The following is a 14,442-nucleotide window of genomic DNA, read 5'->3' as shown; positions in this document are numbered from 1 at the left end:
GTTAGCCGCCCACTGCTCGCTCAGCCGAGCGAGACGTAAGCCGGCACGCTGTGCGACAGCGCAGCGGCTGCCACGAACACGCCAATCATCGCCAGCGCTTCGAGGTAGAGCACGTTGGTGAAGGTGTGCGCATCCATCGTCGAGGCGGTGCGGCGCAGCCGCGGCAACGCCGAGAAGCGGTTCAGCCCACCGAGCACCAGCGCCAGCGCGACAAGCGCAAGCTTGAGCGTCAAAACATGCCCCCAGGTGCTGATCTCGATCGCCTCGAACGAGCCCCCCGAACCGCGCACGGTGTTGAAGATGCCGGTCAGCAACACGAGCACCACCGCGACCAGCGACACGTTCGACACCTGCATGGCCGTACGGATCAGGATGCCCCGTGCGGTCGAGGTGCCTAGCGCCGGCAGCACCGCCAGACCGGCCGCCACCACGAGCCCGCCCCACACACTGGTGGCCAGCACATGCAAGGTATGCACGCCGATCGCCGCCGAGGCCGGTCCGGCATCGGCCGCATGCCCGAGCGACGCCTTGCCACCCGCAATGGCGATCACCGCCAGCCATAGCAGCGCATTGCGCAGCGTGCTGGCGTGCGAGGACATCGCGGTCAGCAGCAGCACCAGCGCACCGATAAACGCAACGCTCCAGGCATAGCCTACATGCGTCTGCGCCAGCACCGTCGGGATCACGCCAAACGCCTGCGGCAAGGCGCTGCCGCTCATCGCCGCAGCCTGATACAGCAGCCAGCCAAGGTCGGCGAGCACCAGCACGACGCACGCCGTCAGCATCGAGCGTTGCGCCCGCAACCATGCAGGACGCGCCGGCGCGACCTTGGCCTGGGCATCCTTCGCAAGCCAGGCGCCAAGCAGCGCCGAACCAACAGCAAACGCAAACGCGACATTCATGAGCGCGGCCATCGCGACCTGCCCGATCCACAATCCGTCTACTCTCATTGCACAGCCAACGCGTAAGTGGCCGGTTCGAGCGGCACGCTGAAATGGATCGCCAACTGGCTCGACGCCGCGGCTTCGGCGTTCAGTACAGGCTCAAGTGAGCCAGGACCCGCATGGGCAGACGCGGATGAGCCCGTGGCGAGCGCCACGGCACTGACCGCCGGCACACACGGCGCAGGGCGGGTGAAATCGGATAGCTTCATGAAAGGCGGGTTGCTTGTCGAAAAACACACGGAAGAGGGTTGCACGCAGCGCAGCAAGACACCGGCGCCCCGGGAGTGTACGCTTCGATGGTTCGTATGCGTGCGGGTTCAACTCAGTTGCATCTTCATGCTGCGAAACTGTCCAGGAACGGAGCCGGGCAGCAGCGCAAAAGCAAGTCAAAAGCAACGCAAACGCAACCCAAAAGTCAACTCAGGGCAATCCAAAGGGCATATGGGACGAGGCCGATACACACTGCGCCAAACTGTCACATCGGCGTTTACGAGGAGGTGCCAGGTGGCCTGTGGCAAATAGTCACCATTACCCAGCGATGATAGAATGCTGCGTCGCCGCAGCCCCACTTGCCCCCCAAGCCGAGCCGTTCGAAGCCCGGTCGGGTCCCCGAATCTGATGGAGTTACGCGTGTCTTCAAGACGCATTTTCCGCCCGCTTCTTGCCCTTCTGCTGATCGGCGCTGCAGGCGTCTATAGCGCAGCGAAAGCGCAGACTCAGCCCAAGACCCCGGATACGATGGAAGCGCGCGTGCAAGGCTGCACGGCATGCCATGGCTCACACGGCCAGGGGACGGACAACGACTACTTCCCACGCCTCGCGGGCAAACCAGCTGACTATCTGTACAACCAGCTCAAGAATTTCCGCGAAGGGCGCCGCAAGTACCCGCCCATGAACTACCTCGTCACGTATCTCTCGGACGACTACCTTCATCAGATCGCCACGTACTTCTCCCAGCAGCGCCCGCCCTACCCGCCGCCGGCCAAGCCGACGGTGTCGTCGGATACCTTGGCGCGCGGCCAGAACATCGTGCTGCACGGCGACGCGGCGAAGCAGATTCCGGCCTGCGCCGCTTGCCACGGCAAGGCGCTGACCGGCATGCAACCGGCTATCCCGGGTCTGGTCGGGCTGCACGCCGACTACATCAGCGCGCAGCTCGGCGCCTGGCGTTCGGGCTCGCGCCACGCCATTGCGCCTGACTGCATGCACACGATCGCCACCCGCTTGACCGATGACGACGTGAATGCGGTCGCTTCATGGTTGTCCACCCAGACGGCTCCGCAGAACCCCGTTCCGGCTGCGGCCGGCTCGATGAAGACTCCGCTTGCCTGCGGCAGCGAACCGCAATAAGGCACCGGGAGAGATGACCAAATGAAACGCAAGACTGTGTTCGCCCTTTCGGCAGTCGTCGTGGTTGCGGCCGCTGCCCTCGTTCCCGTCCTGTGGTCGGGCGGTGACAACCTGCACAACGGCAGCGCCATGGCGGCCACCCCCGCCGACCAGGCTGCCCTGATCAAGAAGGGCGAGTACCTCGCCCGGGCCGGCGACTGTATCGCCTGCCACACGGTGCGCGGCGGCAAGGAATTCGCCGGCGGCCTGCCGATGGCCACGCCGTTCGGCACGATGTTCACGCCGAACATCACGCCTGACGACCAGTACGGCATCGGCAAGTGGACCCAGGACGATTTCTACCGCGCCATGCACACCGGCCGCTCGAAGGACGGCAGCCTGCTCTACCCGGGCTTCCCGTTCACGAGCTACACGAAGGTCACGCGCGCCGATGCGGACGCGATCTACGCGTACCTGCGCTCGGTCACGCCGGTCAACGTGCCGAGCCGTCCGCACGAACTGAAATTCCCGTTCAACAACCGCAACCTGCTGATCGGCTGGCGCACGCTGTTCTTCCGTGAAGGCGAGTACAAGGCGGATCCGACCAAATCGGTCGAATGGAACCGCGGCGCGTACCTGATCGAAGGCCTCGGCCACTGCGGCATGTGCCACACCTCGATCAACGCCATGGGCGGTCCGGTCAACTCGGCGGCCTTCGCCGGCGGCCTGATTCCGTTGCAGAACTGGTACGCTCCGTCGCTCACGTCGAACAAGGAAGCCGGTCTGGGCGACTGGGACATCAAGGACATCCAGGACCTGCTGAAGAACGGCGTGTCGCAGCGTGGCGCGGTGTTCGGCCCGATGGCTGAAGTGGTTCACAACAGCTTGCAGTACATGTCGGACGAAGACATCAAGGCGATGTCCACGTATCTGAAGACCATTCCGCAGAAGAGCGAAGCGCCGGAAAACCTGCAGCTGGAAACCTCGGCTCAGTTCGGCACGGAGCTGTTGCAGCAAGGTCAGAAGATCTACACGGACAACTGCGCGAAGTGCCACGAGGCGAACGGTCTCGGCCAACCGCCGAACTACCCGCCGCTGGCCAACAACCAGTCGATCCAGATGCCGTCAGCCGTGAACCCGATCCGCATGGTGCTGAACGGCGGCTTCCCGCCGAGCACGGATGGCAATCCGAAGCCGTACGGTATGCCCCCGTTTGCACAGTCGCTGTCGAACCAGGAAGTGGCCGCCGTAGTGACCTACATTCGTATGTCCTGGGGCAACCACGGTACGGCCGTGTCGCCACAACAGGTGGCGGATCTGCGTTCTGCGCCGCTCGACTAGGCGGCGTAAGCAGTAAGGAGGGCGCGGCCTGCGGGAAAAACGCGGCCGCGCCCTTCGTTTTTTAGGACCAGGGTTAGCCATTACGTGCACAATGGCGTATTGGACCCAGCAGGAGAAGATGTCGTGCATGTCGGTGAGCGTTTCAACAGTATTACCCACCTCGTCGGCGCAGTGCTGTCGGTGGCGGGGTTGGCTACGCTCGTCACCATGGGCGCGCTGGACGGCGATGCGTACAAGGTCGTCAGTTTCAGCGTTTACGGCGCGATGCTGTTCGTGCTGTATGCTATCTCCACGCTTTACCATAGCGTGCGCAACCCGCGCGTCAAGGCGGTCCTGCAAAAATGCGATCATTCGGCGATCTACCTGCTGATCGCCGGCAGCTACACGCCGTTCACGCTGGTCACGCTGCGTGGACCGTGGGGCTGGTCCCTGTTCGGGGTAAGCTGGGGCCTTGCGGCCCTTGGCATCGTGCAGGAACTTACGCTCGGGCGACGCACCCGTAGCGTATCGATGGTGCTGTATGTCTTGATGGGATGGCTCGCGCTCGTTGCCATTCGTCCGCTGGTCGAAGCATTACCGACCGCGGGCACCGCATGGCTCGTGGCCGGCGGGATCATCTACAGCGTCGGCATCTACTTCTTCATCAACGACGAGCGCATCCGGCACGGACATGGTATCTGGCACCTGTTCGTTCTGGCGGGCAGTCTGTGTCAATTCGTCAGTGTTGCGCGCTACGTCGCGTAACACCCCACGACGGCGAAGTGCAACTAAAGGCCAGTCAACGTGTCTTGATAGCGCGTTGAAGCATTCGGCACGCGCTGGCGTGTGCCGCCGATTTCCCTGCGACCGGACCAGGGCTTAAGCCCCGAAGCGCGCTTTTTTGGCCGCGCGTTCGCCGTTTCGCGATACTGCATTGCAAAGAGTTTTTATGTCTTTTGATTCCCTCGGCTTGTCCGAACCGCTGGTCCGTGCTGTTCACGAACTCGGCTACACCATCCCTACTCCCATTCAGCTGCAGGCGATTCCGGCCGTGCTCAACGGCGGCGACCTGCTCGCCGGCGCGCAGACCGGCACCGGCAAGACGGCCGGCTTTACGCTGCCGATCCTGCAGCGTCTGAACACCATGCCGCCGGTCACCACGGCCGCCGGCAAGCGCGTGGTCCGCGCGCTGATCCTCACGCCGACGCGCGAACTCGCAGCGCAGGTCGAGGAAAGCGTGCGCGCCTACGGCAAGTACCTGAAGCTCAAGTCCACGGTAATGTTCGGCGGTGTCGGCATCAATCCGCAAATCGATGCGCTGCGTCGCGGCATCGATATCGTGGTGGCCACGCCCGGGCGTCTGCTCGATCACATGCAGCAGAAGACCATCGACCTGTCGCATCTCGAGATTCTCGTACTCGACGAAGCCGACCGCATGCTCGACATGGGCTTCATCCACGACATCAAGCGCGTGCTTGCCAAGCTGCCGCCGAAGCGCCAGAACCTGCTGTTCTCCGCGACCTTCTCCGACGAGATCAAGACGCTCGCCGACAACCTGCTCGATTCGCCGGCGCTGATCGAAGTGGCACGCCGCAATACGACGGCTGAGTCGGTGGCGCAGAAGATCCACCCGGTGGACCGCGACAAGAAGCGCGAGCTGCTCACGCACCTCATCAAGGAACACAACTGGTTTCAGGTGCTGGTATTCACGCGCACCAAGCACGGCGCGAACCGCCTTGCCGAGCAACTGACCAAGGACGGCATCAGCGCACTCGCGATTCACGGCAACAAGAGCCAGTCGGCCCGCACGCGCGCACTCGCCGAGTTCAAGAGCAACACGCTGCAGGTGCTGGTGGCAACCGATATCGCAGCACGCGGCATCGACATCGACCAGTTGCCGCACGTGGTCAACTACGACCTGCCGAACGTGCCGGAAGACTATGTGCACCGTATCGGCCGTACCGGCCGTGCTGGCGCGACAGGCGAAGCGGTGTCGCTGGTCTGCGTCGACGAACTGCAGTTACTCAAGGACATCGAGAAGCTGATCAAGCGCGCGGTGCCGCAAGAAGTGATCGCCGGATTTGAACCGGATCCGAACGCGAAGCCGGAGCCGATCCTGCGCCGTGGCCAGGGCGGTGGCGGCGGCGGCGGTGGCCGTCAGCCGCGTCAGGGTCAAGGTGCGCCGCGGGGCGAGGGTACGCGTCGCGATGGCGGCGCGGCCAAACCCGCACAGCGTTCGGGGCAGCGCCCGGCGGGCAGCCAGCTGGCCAAAGCGCAAGGCGCCAAGCCGGCCGGTGCGCCGAGCCAGCCGCAAGCGCGCAAGGACAATCCGCGCCATGAGACCACTCGCCATCACGGCAAGCCCGGGCCTGCCACGCATGACGGCGCCGGCGCCACGCATGCGCCGCGCAAGCCGCAGGCTCAGGCCAAACCGCAAGGCGGCAATCCGGGCGCGTTGCTGGGCGGCGCCAAGCCGCGTGGCGATGCACCGCGTAGCTCGCAGCCGCCGCGCAACGGCGGTCAGCGCGGACGTTAAGCGTAGGCGGCGCTAGCCGCCGAGCCTCATCCGCGTCACGAGCGGGCCGCTGCGGCGGCCTGCTTCAGGTGCTCGATCTGCTGTTCCCACCGGTCGAGCACCGCCTCACTCTCCTCCCCCAATTCGAACGTGATGCCACCCGTCAGGCGTGCGTAGCGAACCCGTTGCGTTTCACCCGTATCGATGAAGCCGATAAAGTGGGCCAGCCCGCTACTGCTGCCGTCGGCTGACGCCAGCGGCTCGAACTGCAACTGCACCTGATAGAACGCGTCTTCGCAGACAAACGTCAGCGCCCCACGGCCGCTGCGCGTCAGAACGCCTGCAGCCCGCGATTGCGGCCATAGCGCAATGCAAAGCGTGCGCGAATCGGGCGCGTACAACTCGCCCACACCCAGCAGCGAAGTACGCACGTGACCGTTCGCGTCGGTGGTCAGCAACGACGCGGTGAAGCCGGTCTTGCTCCCGAGCGAGCTGCCGTCGAACAAGGCGCGCGCCGCAGCCGGCCATTCGTCGAATACGTCCTGGTCGAGCGGGCGTCTGGATACAGAATCGGTCATCGCCGGACTCCGGTGGGTCGATCGTGTTGAATCGAAATACAGACTGTGAAAATACGAATGGCCCGCGCGCGGCGGGCCATTCGTTCATACGTTCGCAAGCTCAGAGCGCCAGGACGATCCAACCGACCCGCTCAATGAGTCGCACGCGCATGGCACCCGTCATCAACGGAAGAATACATGCTGCGTGATCTTCGCGAGCGGATAATGCACGCCGGGTTGAATGCGTGCCGGCAGGTCGAGCGGTTTGAGCAGCATCTTCACGCACATGTCGGCCGACAGATTGCGACGCACGAGTGTATTGATGCGTGCCGCACGTTCGCGGTTGTAAGCGGAGTCGTGCACGCGCTCCGGATAGCGGATCGCGAACACATGGCGCAACGCAATCTCCGAGTCTTCGTTCTTGATCTCCATCAAGCGACGCATCAACGCACCGAACACCGCAAGCCGACCGTTGCCTTCGATCTTGTTGTACTTCTTGAAATACTTGAAAAAGTGCTTGTAGTGACGGACTTCGTCAGTGCGAATGTTGTCCGTGATCTGCTTGAGCACCGGCTCGTCCGAGCACTCGCCGATCGCGCGGTACAAGGTTGCCGTGCCGGTTTCAACCACGCAGCGTGCAACCATTTCAAGCGCACGCGTCTTCTCGAAGTCTTCGACGGAACAGGTCTTCGAATACTCTTCGAAGAAATTGCGGAAGGCCGTATCCCAGTCGAACTCCGGCCACACGTAAGCGATATACGTCTTCAGGGCCCGGCCGTGCTGCATTTCTTCCGGCTCCCACTCGTTGTTGAGCCAGGCCGACACTTCCGGGTCGCCGTTGAAGAAGGTGCTCAGATTGCTGGTGTAGAGATCCGTACCGCTTTCAATGAACGAGGCCGCGCACAGCAGAAGCAGCAGATCTTCGTTGGCCACGGCCCGCTGCCGGTCGATCCGGCTGAGGTCAATGTCCTCAATCCGCCAGGGCATCACATGGTTACGCTCAGTGTGCATTTGTTTCTTGCTCCGAAAGCTGTATCGACTGATGGAGCGTGCCTAGAACCACTTGCGTTTCGCCAGGCTGCTTTTGTTTCGATACAGCGCCTTGAATTAGAGTTAACCCCTTGTATCTTGCATCTTAGCTGGTGTTCCGCAACTCTGCAGATAACTCAGCACAGACCAGACCCATGCTCAGCAGTTCCGGCCGCAAGATAGTCGAAATGTTCCAATCCAACACAAGGAGGGCGCGATGCATCGCGAAAGCAGCGTGGCAGGGGCTGCCGGGGCATCGATCTAGGGGCCGGCGAGCAAGGTGCGGTAAGGTTTCGGTGGCCTGAGGGGCGATCGAGGCCACGTACGAAAGTTTGTCGAAGGTCAACGCGGATGAACATCCGGATCAATGCGCGCGGATGTCATTGGCGAGCGGTCCGATTAGCAGACCGAACGGCCCAGGACGCCTGGCTATGCCGATGCGCCGGCGTGTTTCACGCAATCGGCATAGCCTTGGGTCGGTGGCCCGCTTGGGGCCGGTTCGCGCCAGGCGCGAGGTTCAGGCCAGATCAGAAGCCCGCGGCAAGACCATCGCGACGACTGTCGCTCGCCGCCACATAGCCGCGTTCCGGATCGTTACGATCGAGCTTCCAGATGTACTGGCCGGAGCCGAAATCCATGTACGGATCGTCGACCGACTTGATCGTATGGCCGAGTTTCTCGAGCGCGCGCGCCGTGTTCGCATCGAGCGTCGCTTCGATGTCGATGCTGAAATCGCGGTTCACCTTCCAGCGCGGCGCATCGCACGCTGCCTGCGGTTGCTGGCCATAGTCGAGCATCCGCACGATCGATTGCAGATGACCTTGCGGCTGCATGTCGCCGCCCATCACGCCGAAGCTCATCACCGCTTCCTGCTTGCCGTCGACCTGTTGCGTGAGGAAAGATGGGATGATCGTATGGAACGGCCGCTTGCCGCCTGCGACAACGTTCGGCGACTTCGGGTCCATCGAGAAACCGCAACCGCGGTTCTGTAGTGCAATGCCGGTATCCGGCACGACGATGCCGGAGCCGAAGCCCATGTAGTTCGACTGGATGAAACTCACCATCATGCCGCGCTCGTCGGCCACCGACATATAGATCGTGCCGCCCGCTTTCGGCATGCCGAAATCGAACTGCGTCGCGCGCTTCGGATCGATCAGTTTCGCGCGCGAGCTCAGATAGGCATCGTCGAGCATCTGCTCAGGCGTGACGTCCATTGAACGCGGATCCGCGACGTAGCGATAGACGTCGGCAAATGCGAGCTTCATCGCTTCGATCTGCAGATGCTGCGATTCGACGTTATCGACCGCGAGCGAACCCACGTCGAATTTTTCGAGGATGCCGAGCGCAATCAGCGCGGCGATACCCTGGCCGTTCGGCGGAATTTCGTGCACGGTGTAGCCGCGATACGCCTTGCCGATCGGTTCAACCCAATCCGCGCGATAGTTGCGCAGGTCTGCAACGGTCATTGCGCCGCCGCCCTCACGCGCGAACGCGGCGATCTGCTCGGCGATCTCGCCTTCGTAATAGGCGCGCGGACCGAGTTCAGCGAGCTTGCGCAGCGTCTTGGCGTGCCCGGGGAAGCGCACCAGTTCGCTCACTTCCGGCGCCCGGCCGCGCGGCATGAAGGTCTGGGCGAAGCCCGGCAGGTCCTTCAATTCGGGCACGGCCGCCGCCCACTTGTAGGCGACGATGCTCGCCACCGCATGACCGCGCTCGGCGATTTCAATGGCCGGCTCCATCAGGTCGGCAAACGGCAGCGAACCGAACTTCTGGTGCAACGCCTCCCAGCCGGCGATCACGCCCGGCACCGTCACCGCATCCCAGCCGCGCTTGGGCTGTTTCGCGAGACCGTTCTTCTCGCCGTACTTGCGCTTGAAGTAGTCGACGTTCCAGGCCGCCGGAGACACCCCAGACGCGTTCAGGCCATGCAGCTTCGCCCCATCCCACACGAGCGCGAACGCATCGCCTCCCAGGCCGCAGGAGACCGGCTCCACGACGGTAATGGCCGCTGCCGCCGCGATCGCCGCATCGACCGCGTTGCCGCCCTTCCATAGCATGCGCAGGCCCGCTTGCGCGGCAAGCGGATGCGAAGTCGAAACGATATTGCGCGCGAACACCGGCAGGCGCGGTGTCGGATAGGGGTTTTGCCAGTCGAAGCGGGTCATATAGGGAACTCTCGGAGAGCGTGGCCCGGCGCGGGAAATCCGCCGGCGCCATTAGAAAAGCAGCACGGAAAGGACCTTCGATTGCAGCGCGAACCGGGCAAAAAAACAAATTCATTTATCAAATGAATAAATGCAGAAACGGGCTGAATAGACGTAGTGAGCCTGTAGTAGCGAGTGCGTTTTACTTACTGAATTCGTCAAAAAAGCATCTTATAAGAAGCGTATACGTCATCTATCGCCCCATTGTGCTACATTTATGATGCTTAAGGAGCCAGCTCATGGAATGCACTTTGCAGATATTCCTGGACGACCGCTGGATCGACTGCGCGCAGATTGAGCTCAACAACGGCCTTTGCCAGTGGAATCTTCCGGTCATGTACGCCGTGGAGCATGCGCACGCCCCAGTATCACTGGTCGAGCCGGTGGATATGGAGATCCGCACGGCCCGGACCATGCCCGCCTTCCTCTACGACCTCGTTCCACAGGGGGGCGGTCGTCGCTTCCTGCTGGGCGAGTTGGAACTGGCGGATGGCCCTGACGCCGACTTTCCGCTGATCTGCGCGGGCGCCTTCAATCCGGTTGGCCGAATCCGGGTTGCCGAGGCAGTCGACTATTTTGAGGCACACGTCGCGCGACACCCGGACGCGCGTGGTCTGCCCGGCCTGACAATCGACGACGTCGCCGAGCGCAGCGCCGAATTCAAGGAAAGGATGTTCCTGCACGGGATGCTGGGCACCGGCACCACAGGAGTCCAGGGTGCGGCGCCGAAATATCTGCTAACCCGGGACAAAAAGGGCCTACTGCACGGTGATGCCACCCTGCCTGATGCCGACGCGACCCAGCATCTGATAGCGAAACTGCCGCGTGGGAATAGCGCGGCCGACGACAAGGTCCTTCGCAACGAAGCGGCGTACATGCGCGTGGCCGCCACGCTGGGTATCCGCACGCACGCGGACTTGCCGACCCTTCACGGAGACATCCTGCTGATCCCGCGCTTTGACCGGATCGCGAGCGGCGGGAAAGTCATGCGCCTTCATCAGGAAAGCGTGGCATCCATTCTGGGGCTGCCCGGTTTTGATCGACGCCCGAGCCTCTTCGAGGTCGTGGCCGGGATCCGCAAGGTGGTGACCGATCCATCAGTCGAAACGCTCGAATTCATCAAGCGGGACGTGCTCAACCTCGCAATGCGCAACACGGACAATCACGCGCGCAATACAGCCGTGCAGATAGTCGAAGGCAAAGTTGGGCTCACACCGCTGTTCGACTTCGCGCCGATGTACCTGGACCCCGAGTTGATTCCACGTGCGTTGAGATGGTATCGGCCTGACACGCGGGTCGAGCTCACGGACTGGGCCGACGTGCTTGCCGCGCTGCCTGTGCCTGATCAAGAACGCCAAACGCTCGCCCTGGGATTGAGCCGTTTCGCCGCCCAGATCGAACGCCTGGCCGACATCATGGAAGCGCAGGGCGTCGACCACGACATCATAGAGTTCCTGACACCGCACATCGATACGCAGGTCCGACAACTGAAAGCCCTTCAACCGCCAGAGATTCATCATGCCCCGCCGGAACCGACCCACCCGTGAAGAGCAGGACGCCATGCGCCGCGCCTTCTACGAAATGATCGAGCGGGGTGGCATGAGCATTCCCGATGCCATGAAAGCGATGCGCAAAATGACGGGCCTGACCCAGGCGGAATTCGCCGCGCACCGGGGCGTCAGCCGCCGGGTCATCCAGGACATCGAGCGCGGGGCCGGAAATCCGACCGTCGACTCGCTCAACAGCGTTGCAAAGCTCTTCGGCCTCCAGGTTGGATTCGTCCCGATCAGGCGGAACGCATCCGTTTCGCCGACCTCAAGCTAACAGGGCGGACAACCCCGCACTTGGTCTTACAATAGCTCACCGTAAAACCAACGCTCGCTCCTGGTGCTGGCGGCCGCACCCGGCGCCGGCGCAATCACTTGACCCGAGACACATGACCCGAGACCCCCGCCTGACCCTCAACGCACGTCAACAGGAACTGCTCGAGTGGGTGCAACGCGACGGCTTCGTAACCGTGGATGACCTGGCTGCTCATTTCGACGTCACCCCGCAAACCATCCGGCGCGACGTCAACTGGCTGGCCGACATGAACCTGCTGCGCCGCTACCACGGCGGCGCCAGCCTGCCGACCAGCTCCGAGAACGTCTCGTACACCGCGCGGCAGCGGATGTTCCATGACGAGAAGCGGCGCATCGCAGCGCTCGTAGCGACCCACATCCCCGATCAGGCCTCGCTCTTCATCAACCTCGGCACCACCACCGAGGAAGTGGCGCGCGCGCTGAACCGCCATCGCGGGCTGCGCGTGATCACCAACAACCTGAACGTCGCCAGCATGATGAGCGGCTATCCGGAATGCGAGGTGCTGGTCACCGGCGGCATCGTGCGGCCGTGGGACAAGGGCATCGTCGGCGAACTGGCGATCGACTTCATCCGCCAGTTCAAGGTGGACTTCGCGATCATCGGCACCTCGAGCATCGAAACCGACGGCACGCTGCGCGACTTCGACACCCGCGAAGTGCGGGTGGCCGAGGCGATCATCGAGCACGCGCGTACGGTGTTCCTCGCCACGGACCATTCCAAGTTCGGCCGGCCGGCGCTGGTCCGCCAGGGCCATCTGAACCAGATCGACGCGCTCTTCACCGACGCCGCGCCCCCCGCCGACATGGCCGAAACGCTGGCCACGGCCGGCACCCAGGTCTATATCGCCGAGTGACGCTGGGAGCGGCGCGCCTGGCCGAATTAGCCAGCCGCCGCCCGCTCCGGCTCTTTGCTGCGGCGCACGCAAAACTTCGAGTGAAATCAAGGATTTGCCCGCCAATCCAGACCGCCGCCGCAGCCTTCAATTGTCAAATGGAAAATTTTCAGGGGACGATTTGGCGTTCAGTGTGCGGTTGACTACACTCCAGTTCCCCGACGCCATTTTCACTGCGCGCCGGACGTGACAGCTGTCACTCCCGCCTGATCCTTTAGCGGATCGCACTGCGCCCGCCACCGAGCCGGCCCAGTCGCCCACACGGCAGTCCGCATTACGCTTGACATGGAGAGAACGATGCTGAGTCCGCATGAATTCGCCACGTTGTTGCTCGTAAAGGATGCTCCCAATCAGGTCGAGATGGATCGGGAGGAGCTGGATGCGCTGCTCGAACGACAGCTCGTCCAACTCGAAAAGCTCGCCTCCGGCCTCAAGCAATGGCGCGTCACCGACATCGGCGACACGGCAATCCGGGCGATCAAGCGTCTGTCGTAGTGCGCCGGCCTGCTCCGGCGCGTGATCTCCGCTCAGTCAGACTTCGTGCACGGCGCTGCGCACCGCCTGCCGGGGTAAGGCGCGCATCCTTCGCCGGTGCGCGCCACTTCAGTTCCGCAACGCCTCCGCGAGATTCATTCTCCTGCGTGGTTGTGCCGGGTTGATTTACGCAGTAAATTGACGCAATGAACCTCTGCGTCATCCGGCATGCCTAAAACACTCTCTGACGAAGACATTCACCAGTTCCGCGAAGCCATGCGCCGCGTCGCCGAGAACGCGTTCGCCACCCGTGGCGCGCAAGGCGTGACGATGCGCGAGCTGGCCCGCGAACTGGGCTGCAGCGCGATGACGCCCTACCGGTATTTCCGCGACAAGGAGGAAATCCTCGCGATGGTGCGCGCCGCAGCCTTCACGCGCTTCGCGCAGCGGCTGGAGGCAGTTGCCCAGGCCGCCGCCCCCGGCCACCAGGGCGTGGCGCTCAGCGAGGCCTACGTGACGTTCGCGCTGGATGAACCCCATGCCTATCGTCTGATGTTCGATCTCGAACAGCCGGATGAAAACGCGCACCCCGATCTAACCACAGCGTCGCACCGCGCTTGGCGCACCTTGGGCGAGCATTTCGAACCGCTCGTTGCGGCCGGGCGCATGGAGGGCGATCCGAGCCTGATCGCCTACGCCTATTGGGCGGCCCTGCACGGCTTTGCGATGTTGGCGCTCGCTAACAAGTTACCGCTGCCCGCGGCGCAACAGCCGCCGGAGGATGGCGCGACGCCGGCGCTATCCCGCGAGGCCGTGTTGGCCCAGCTTCGCAAAATGCTATGGCGTGGCGCGCAGCCTCAGCCGGCGCCGTAGTAACCACTCACCCCTCAACCACTGCGCAGAGTCGGATCGACCGCCGCACGCCAGCTAATCGCCTTTGCGCGCTGATCGAGGAAAAACGCCACCCACTGGTTGCGCGCCTGCGGATCGCTGCTCGTGCCGAGCGTCGTGTATTGCTGCGCGATCGCGCTCTGGAAGGCGCAGTAGTCCGCAGTAGAGACCTTACCGCGCCGGTTGGCGACGTAAGCGTCATAGAACGTCGTATAGACCGACTGCGCGTCGTTGCCGTAGTCCACCGGCGTCGCCGGGCTGCAGATCTGCTGCAGCGCTGCAAACGACGGCGCGCCGAAACTGCCGTTCAGGCTCGGCGTGCCCACACATCCCGCCAGTAGCGCCGCCGCACCGATTGCCCACAATCCCCGCATGTCTCACCTCGAGTTGGCTAATGCCATGAGTATCGTCGGTGCCGACGCGT

15 protein-coding genes are annotated in these 14,442 nt (G+C 63.2%); 9 read left to right on the top strand and 6 right to left on the bottom strand.

The window, feature by feature from the left end; all coding sequences use genetic code 11:
- Positions 1-20: 20 nt before the first annotated feature.
- Together BLQ92_RS13905 and BLQ92_RS13900 are read right to left on the bottom strand one after the other, a co-directional pair.
- Positions 21-950: a CopD family protein gene (locus BLQ92_RS13905; RefSeq protein WP_090685075.1), complete on the bottom strand. Its 930-nt coding sequence runs from the start codon at positions 948-950 to the stop codon at positions 21-23.
- Complete coding sequence (locus BLQ92_RS13900) at positions 947-1,153, bottom strand: hypothetical protein (RefSeq protein WP_090685074.1); 207 nt, start codon at positions 1,151-1,153, stop codon at positions 947-949. Before BLQ92_RS13900 ends, BLQ92_RS13905 begins: the two co-directional genes overlap by 4 nt.
- A gap of 409 nt (positions 1,154-1,562) precedes the next feature.
- On the opposite strand from BLQ92_RS13900, the gene BLQ92_RS13895 reads away from it, so the two are divergent.
- From BLQ92_RS13895 to BLQ92_RS13880, 4 genes are all read left to right on the top strand, one after another.
- Positions 1,563-2,294, top strand: coding sequence for a c-type cytochrome (locus BLQ92_RS13895; protein ID WP_090685073.1), 732 nt, complete (start codon positions 1,563-1,565; stop codon positions 2,292-2,294).
- A 21-nt stretch (positions 2,295-2,315) separates the two neighbouring features.
- Entirely contained in the window at positions 2,316-3,614 is a 1,299-nt protein-coding gene (locus tag BLQ92_RS13890) for a cytochrome c (RefSeq protein WP_090685072.1), read from the top strand.
- A 123-nt stretch (positions 3,615-3,737) separates the two neighbouring features.
- Positions 3,738-4,358: a PAQR family membrane homeostasis protein TrhA gene (trhA, locus tag BLQ92_RS13885; protein ID WP_090685071.1), complete on the top strand. Its 621-nt coding sequence runs from the start codon at positions 3,738-3,740 to the stop codon at positions 4,356-4,358.
- Positions 4,359-4,542: 184 nt separating this feature from the next.
- Entirely contained in the window at positions 4,543-6,129 is a 1,587-nt protein-coding gene (locus tag BLQ92_RS13880) for a DEAD/DEAH box helicase (protein ID WP_090685070.1), read from the top strand.
- A 35-nt stretch (positions 6,130-6,164) separates the two neighbouring features.
- Here the strand turns inward: BLQ92_RS13880 and BLQ92_RS13875 are convergent, their stop codons facing one another.
- The 3 genes from BLQ92_RS13875 to BLQ92_RS13865 form a co-directional block, all read right to left on the bottom strand.
- Positions 6,165-6,686 (bottom strand): hypothetical protein, encoded by a 522-nt coding sequence (locus BLQ92_RS13875; RefSeq protein ID WP_090685069.1) that lies wholly within the window; start codon positions 6,684-6,686, stop codon positions 6,165-6,167.
- Positions 6,687-6,848: 162 nt separating this feature from the next.
- The gene (locus tag BLQ92_RS13870; RefSeq protein WP_090685068.1) at positions 6,849-7,676 is read right to left on the bottom strand and encodes a ferritin-like domain-containing protein; all 828 of its coding nucleotides are present in this window, start codon (positions 7,674-7,676) and stop codon (positions 6,849-6,851) included.
- Between the two features lie 545 nt (positions 7,677-8,221).
- A complete protein-coding gene (locus tag BLQ92_RS13865) occupies positions 8,222-9,859 on the bottom strand; it encodes a gamma-glutamyltransferase family protein (RefSeq protein ID WP_090685067.1) in 1,638 nt (545 codons plus the stop codon).
- A 278-nt stretch (positions 9,860-10,137) separates the two neighbouring features.
- On the opposite strand from BLQ92_RS13865, the gene BLQ92_RS13860 reads away from it, so the two are divergent.
- The 5 genes from BLQ92_RS13860 (at position 10,138) to BLQ92_RS13840 (ending at position 14,000) form a co-directional block, all read left to right on the top strand.
- A complete protein-coding gene (locus BLQ92_RS13860) occupies positions 10,138-11,445 on the top strand; it encodes a type II toxin-antitoxin system HipA family toxin (RefSeq protein ID WP_244896640.1) in 1,308 nt (435 codons plus the stop codon).
- Positions 11,446-11,458: 13 nt separating this feature from the next.
- Positions 11,459-11,722, top strand: coding sequence for a helix-turn-helix domain-containing protein (locus BLQ92_RS13855; protein WP_244106043.1), 264 nt, complete (start codon positions 11,459-11,461; stop codon positions 11,720-11,722).
- Positions 11,723-11,834: 112 nt separating this feature from the next.
- Entirely contained in the window at positions 11,835-12,614 is a 780-nt protein-coding gene (locus BLQ92_RS13850; RefSeq protein WP_090685065.1) for a DeoR/GlpR family DNA-binding transcription regulator, read from the top strand.
- A 336-nt stretch (positions 12,615-12,950) separates the two neighbouring features.
- Positions 12,951-13,148, top strand: coding sequence for a hypothetical protein (locus BLQ92_RS13845; protein WP_175772045.1), 198 nt, complete (start codon positions 12,951-12,953; stop codon positions 13,146-13,148).
- 207 nt (positions 13,149-13,355) lie between these two features.
- Entirely contained in the window at positions 13,356-14,000 is a 645-nt protein-coding gene (locus tag BLQ92_RS13840; RefSeq protein ID WP_090685063.1) for a TetR/AcrR family transcriptional regulator, read from the top strand.
- A gap of 14 nt (positions 14,001-14,014) precedes the next feature.
- Here the strand turns inward: BLQ92_RS13840 and BLQ92_RS13835 are convergent, their stop codons facing one another.
- Positions 14,015-14,392, bottom strand: coding sequence for a hypothetical protein (locus tag BLQ92_RS13835; protein ID WP_090685062.1), 378 nt, complete (start codon positions 14,390-14,392; stop codon positions 14,015-14,017).
- Between the last annotated feature and the right edge of the window lie 50 nt (positions 14,393-14,442).

Source organism: Paraburkholderia phenazinium, from assembly GCF_900100735.1.
In the GTDB taxonomy this organism is placed as follows: Bacteria; Pseudomonadota; Gammaproteobacteria; order Burkholderiales; family Burkholderiaceae; genus Paraburkholderia; species Paraburkholderia phenazinia.
This window is presented reverse-complemented; position numbering and strand designations above follow the sequence as displayed.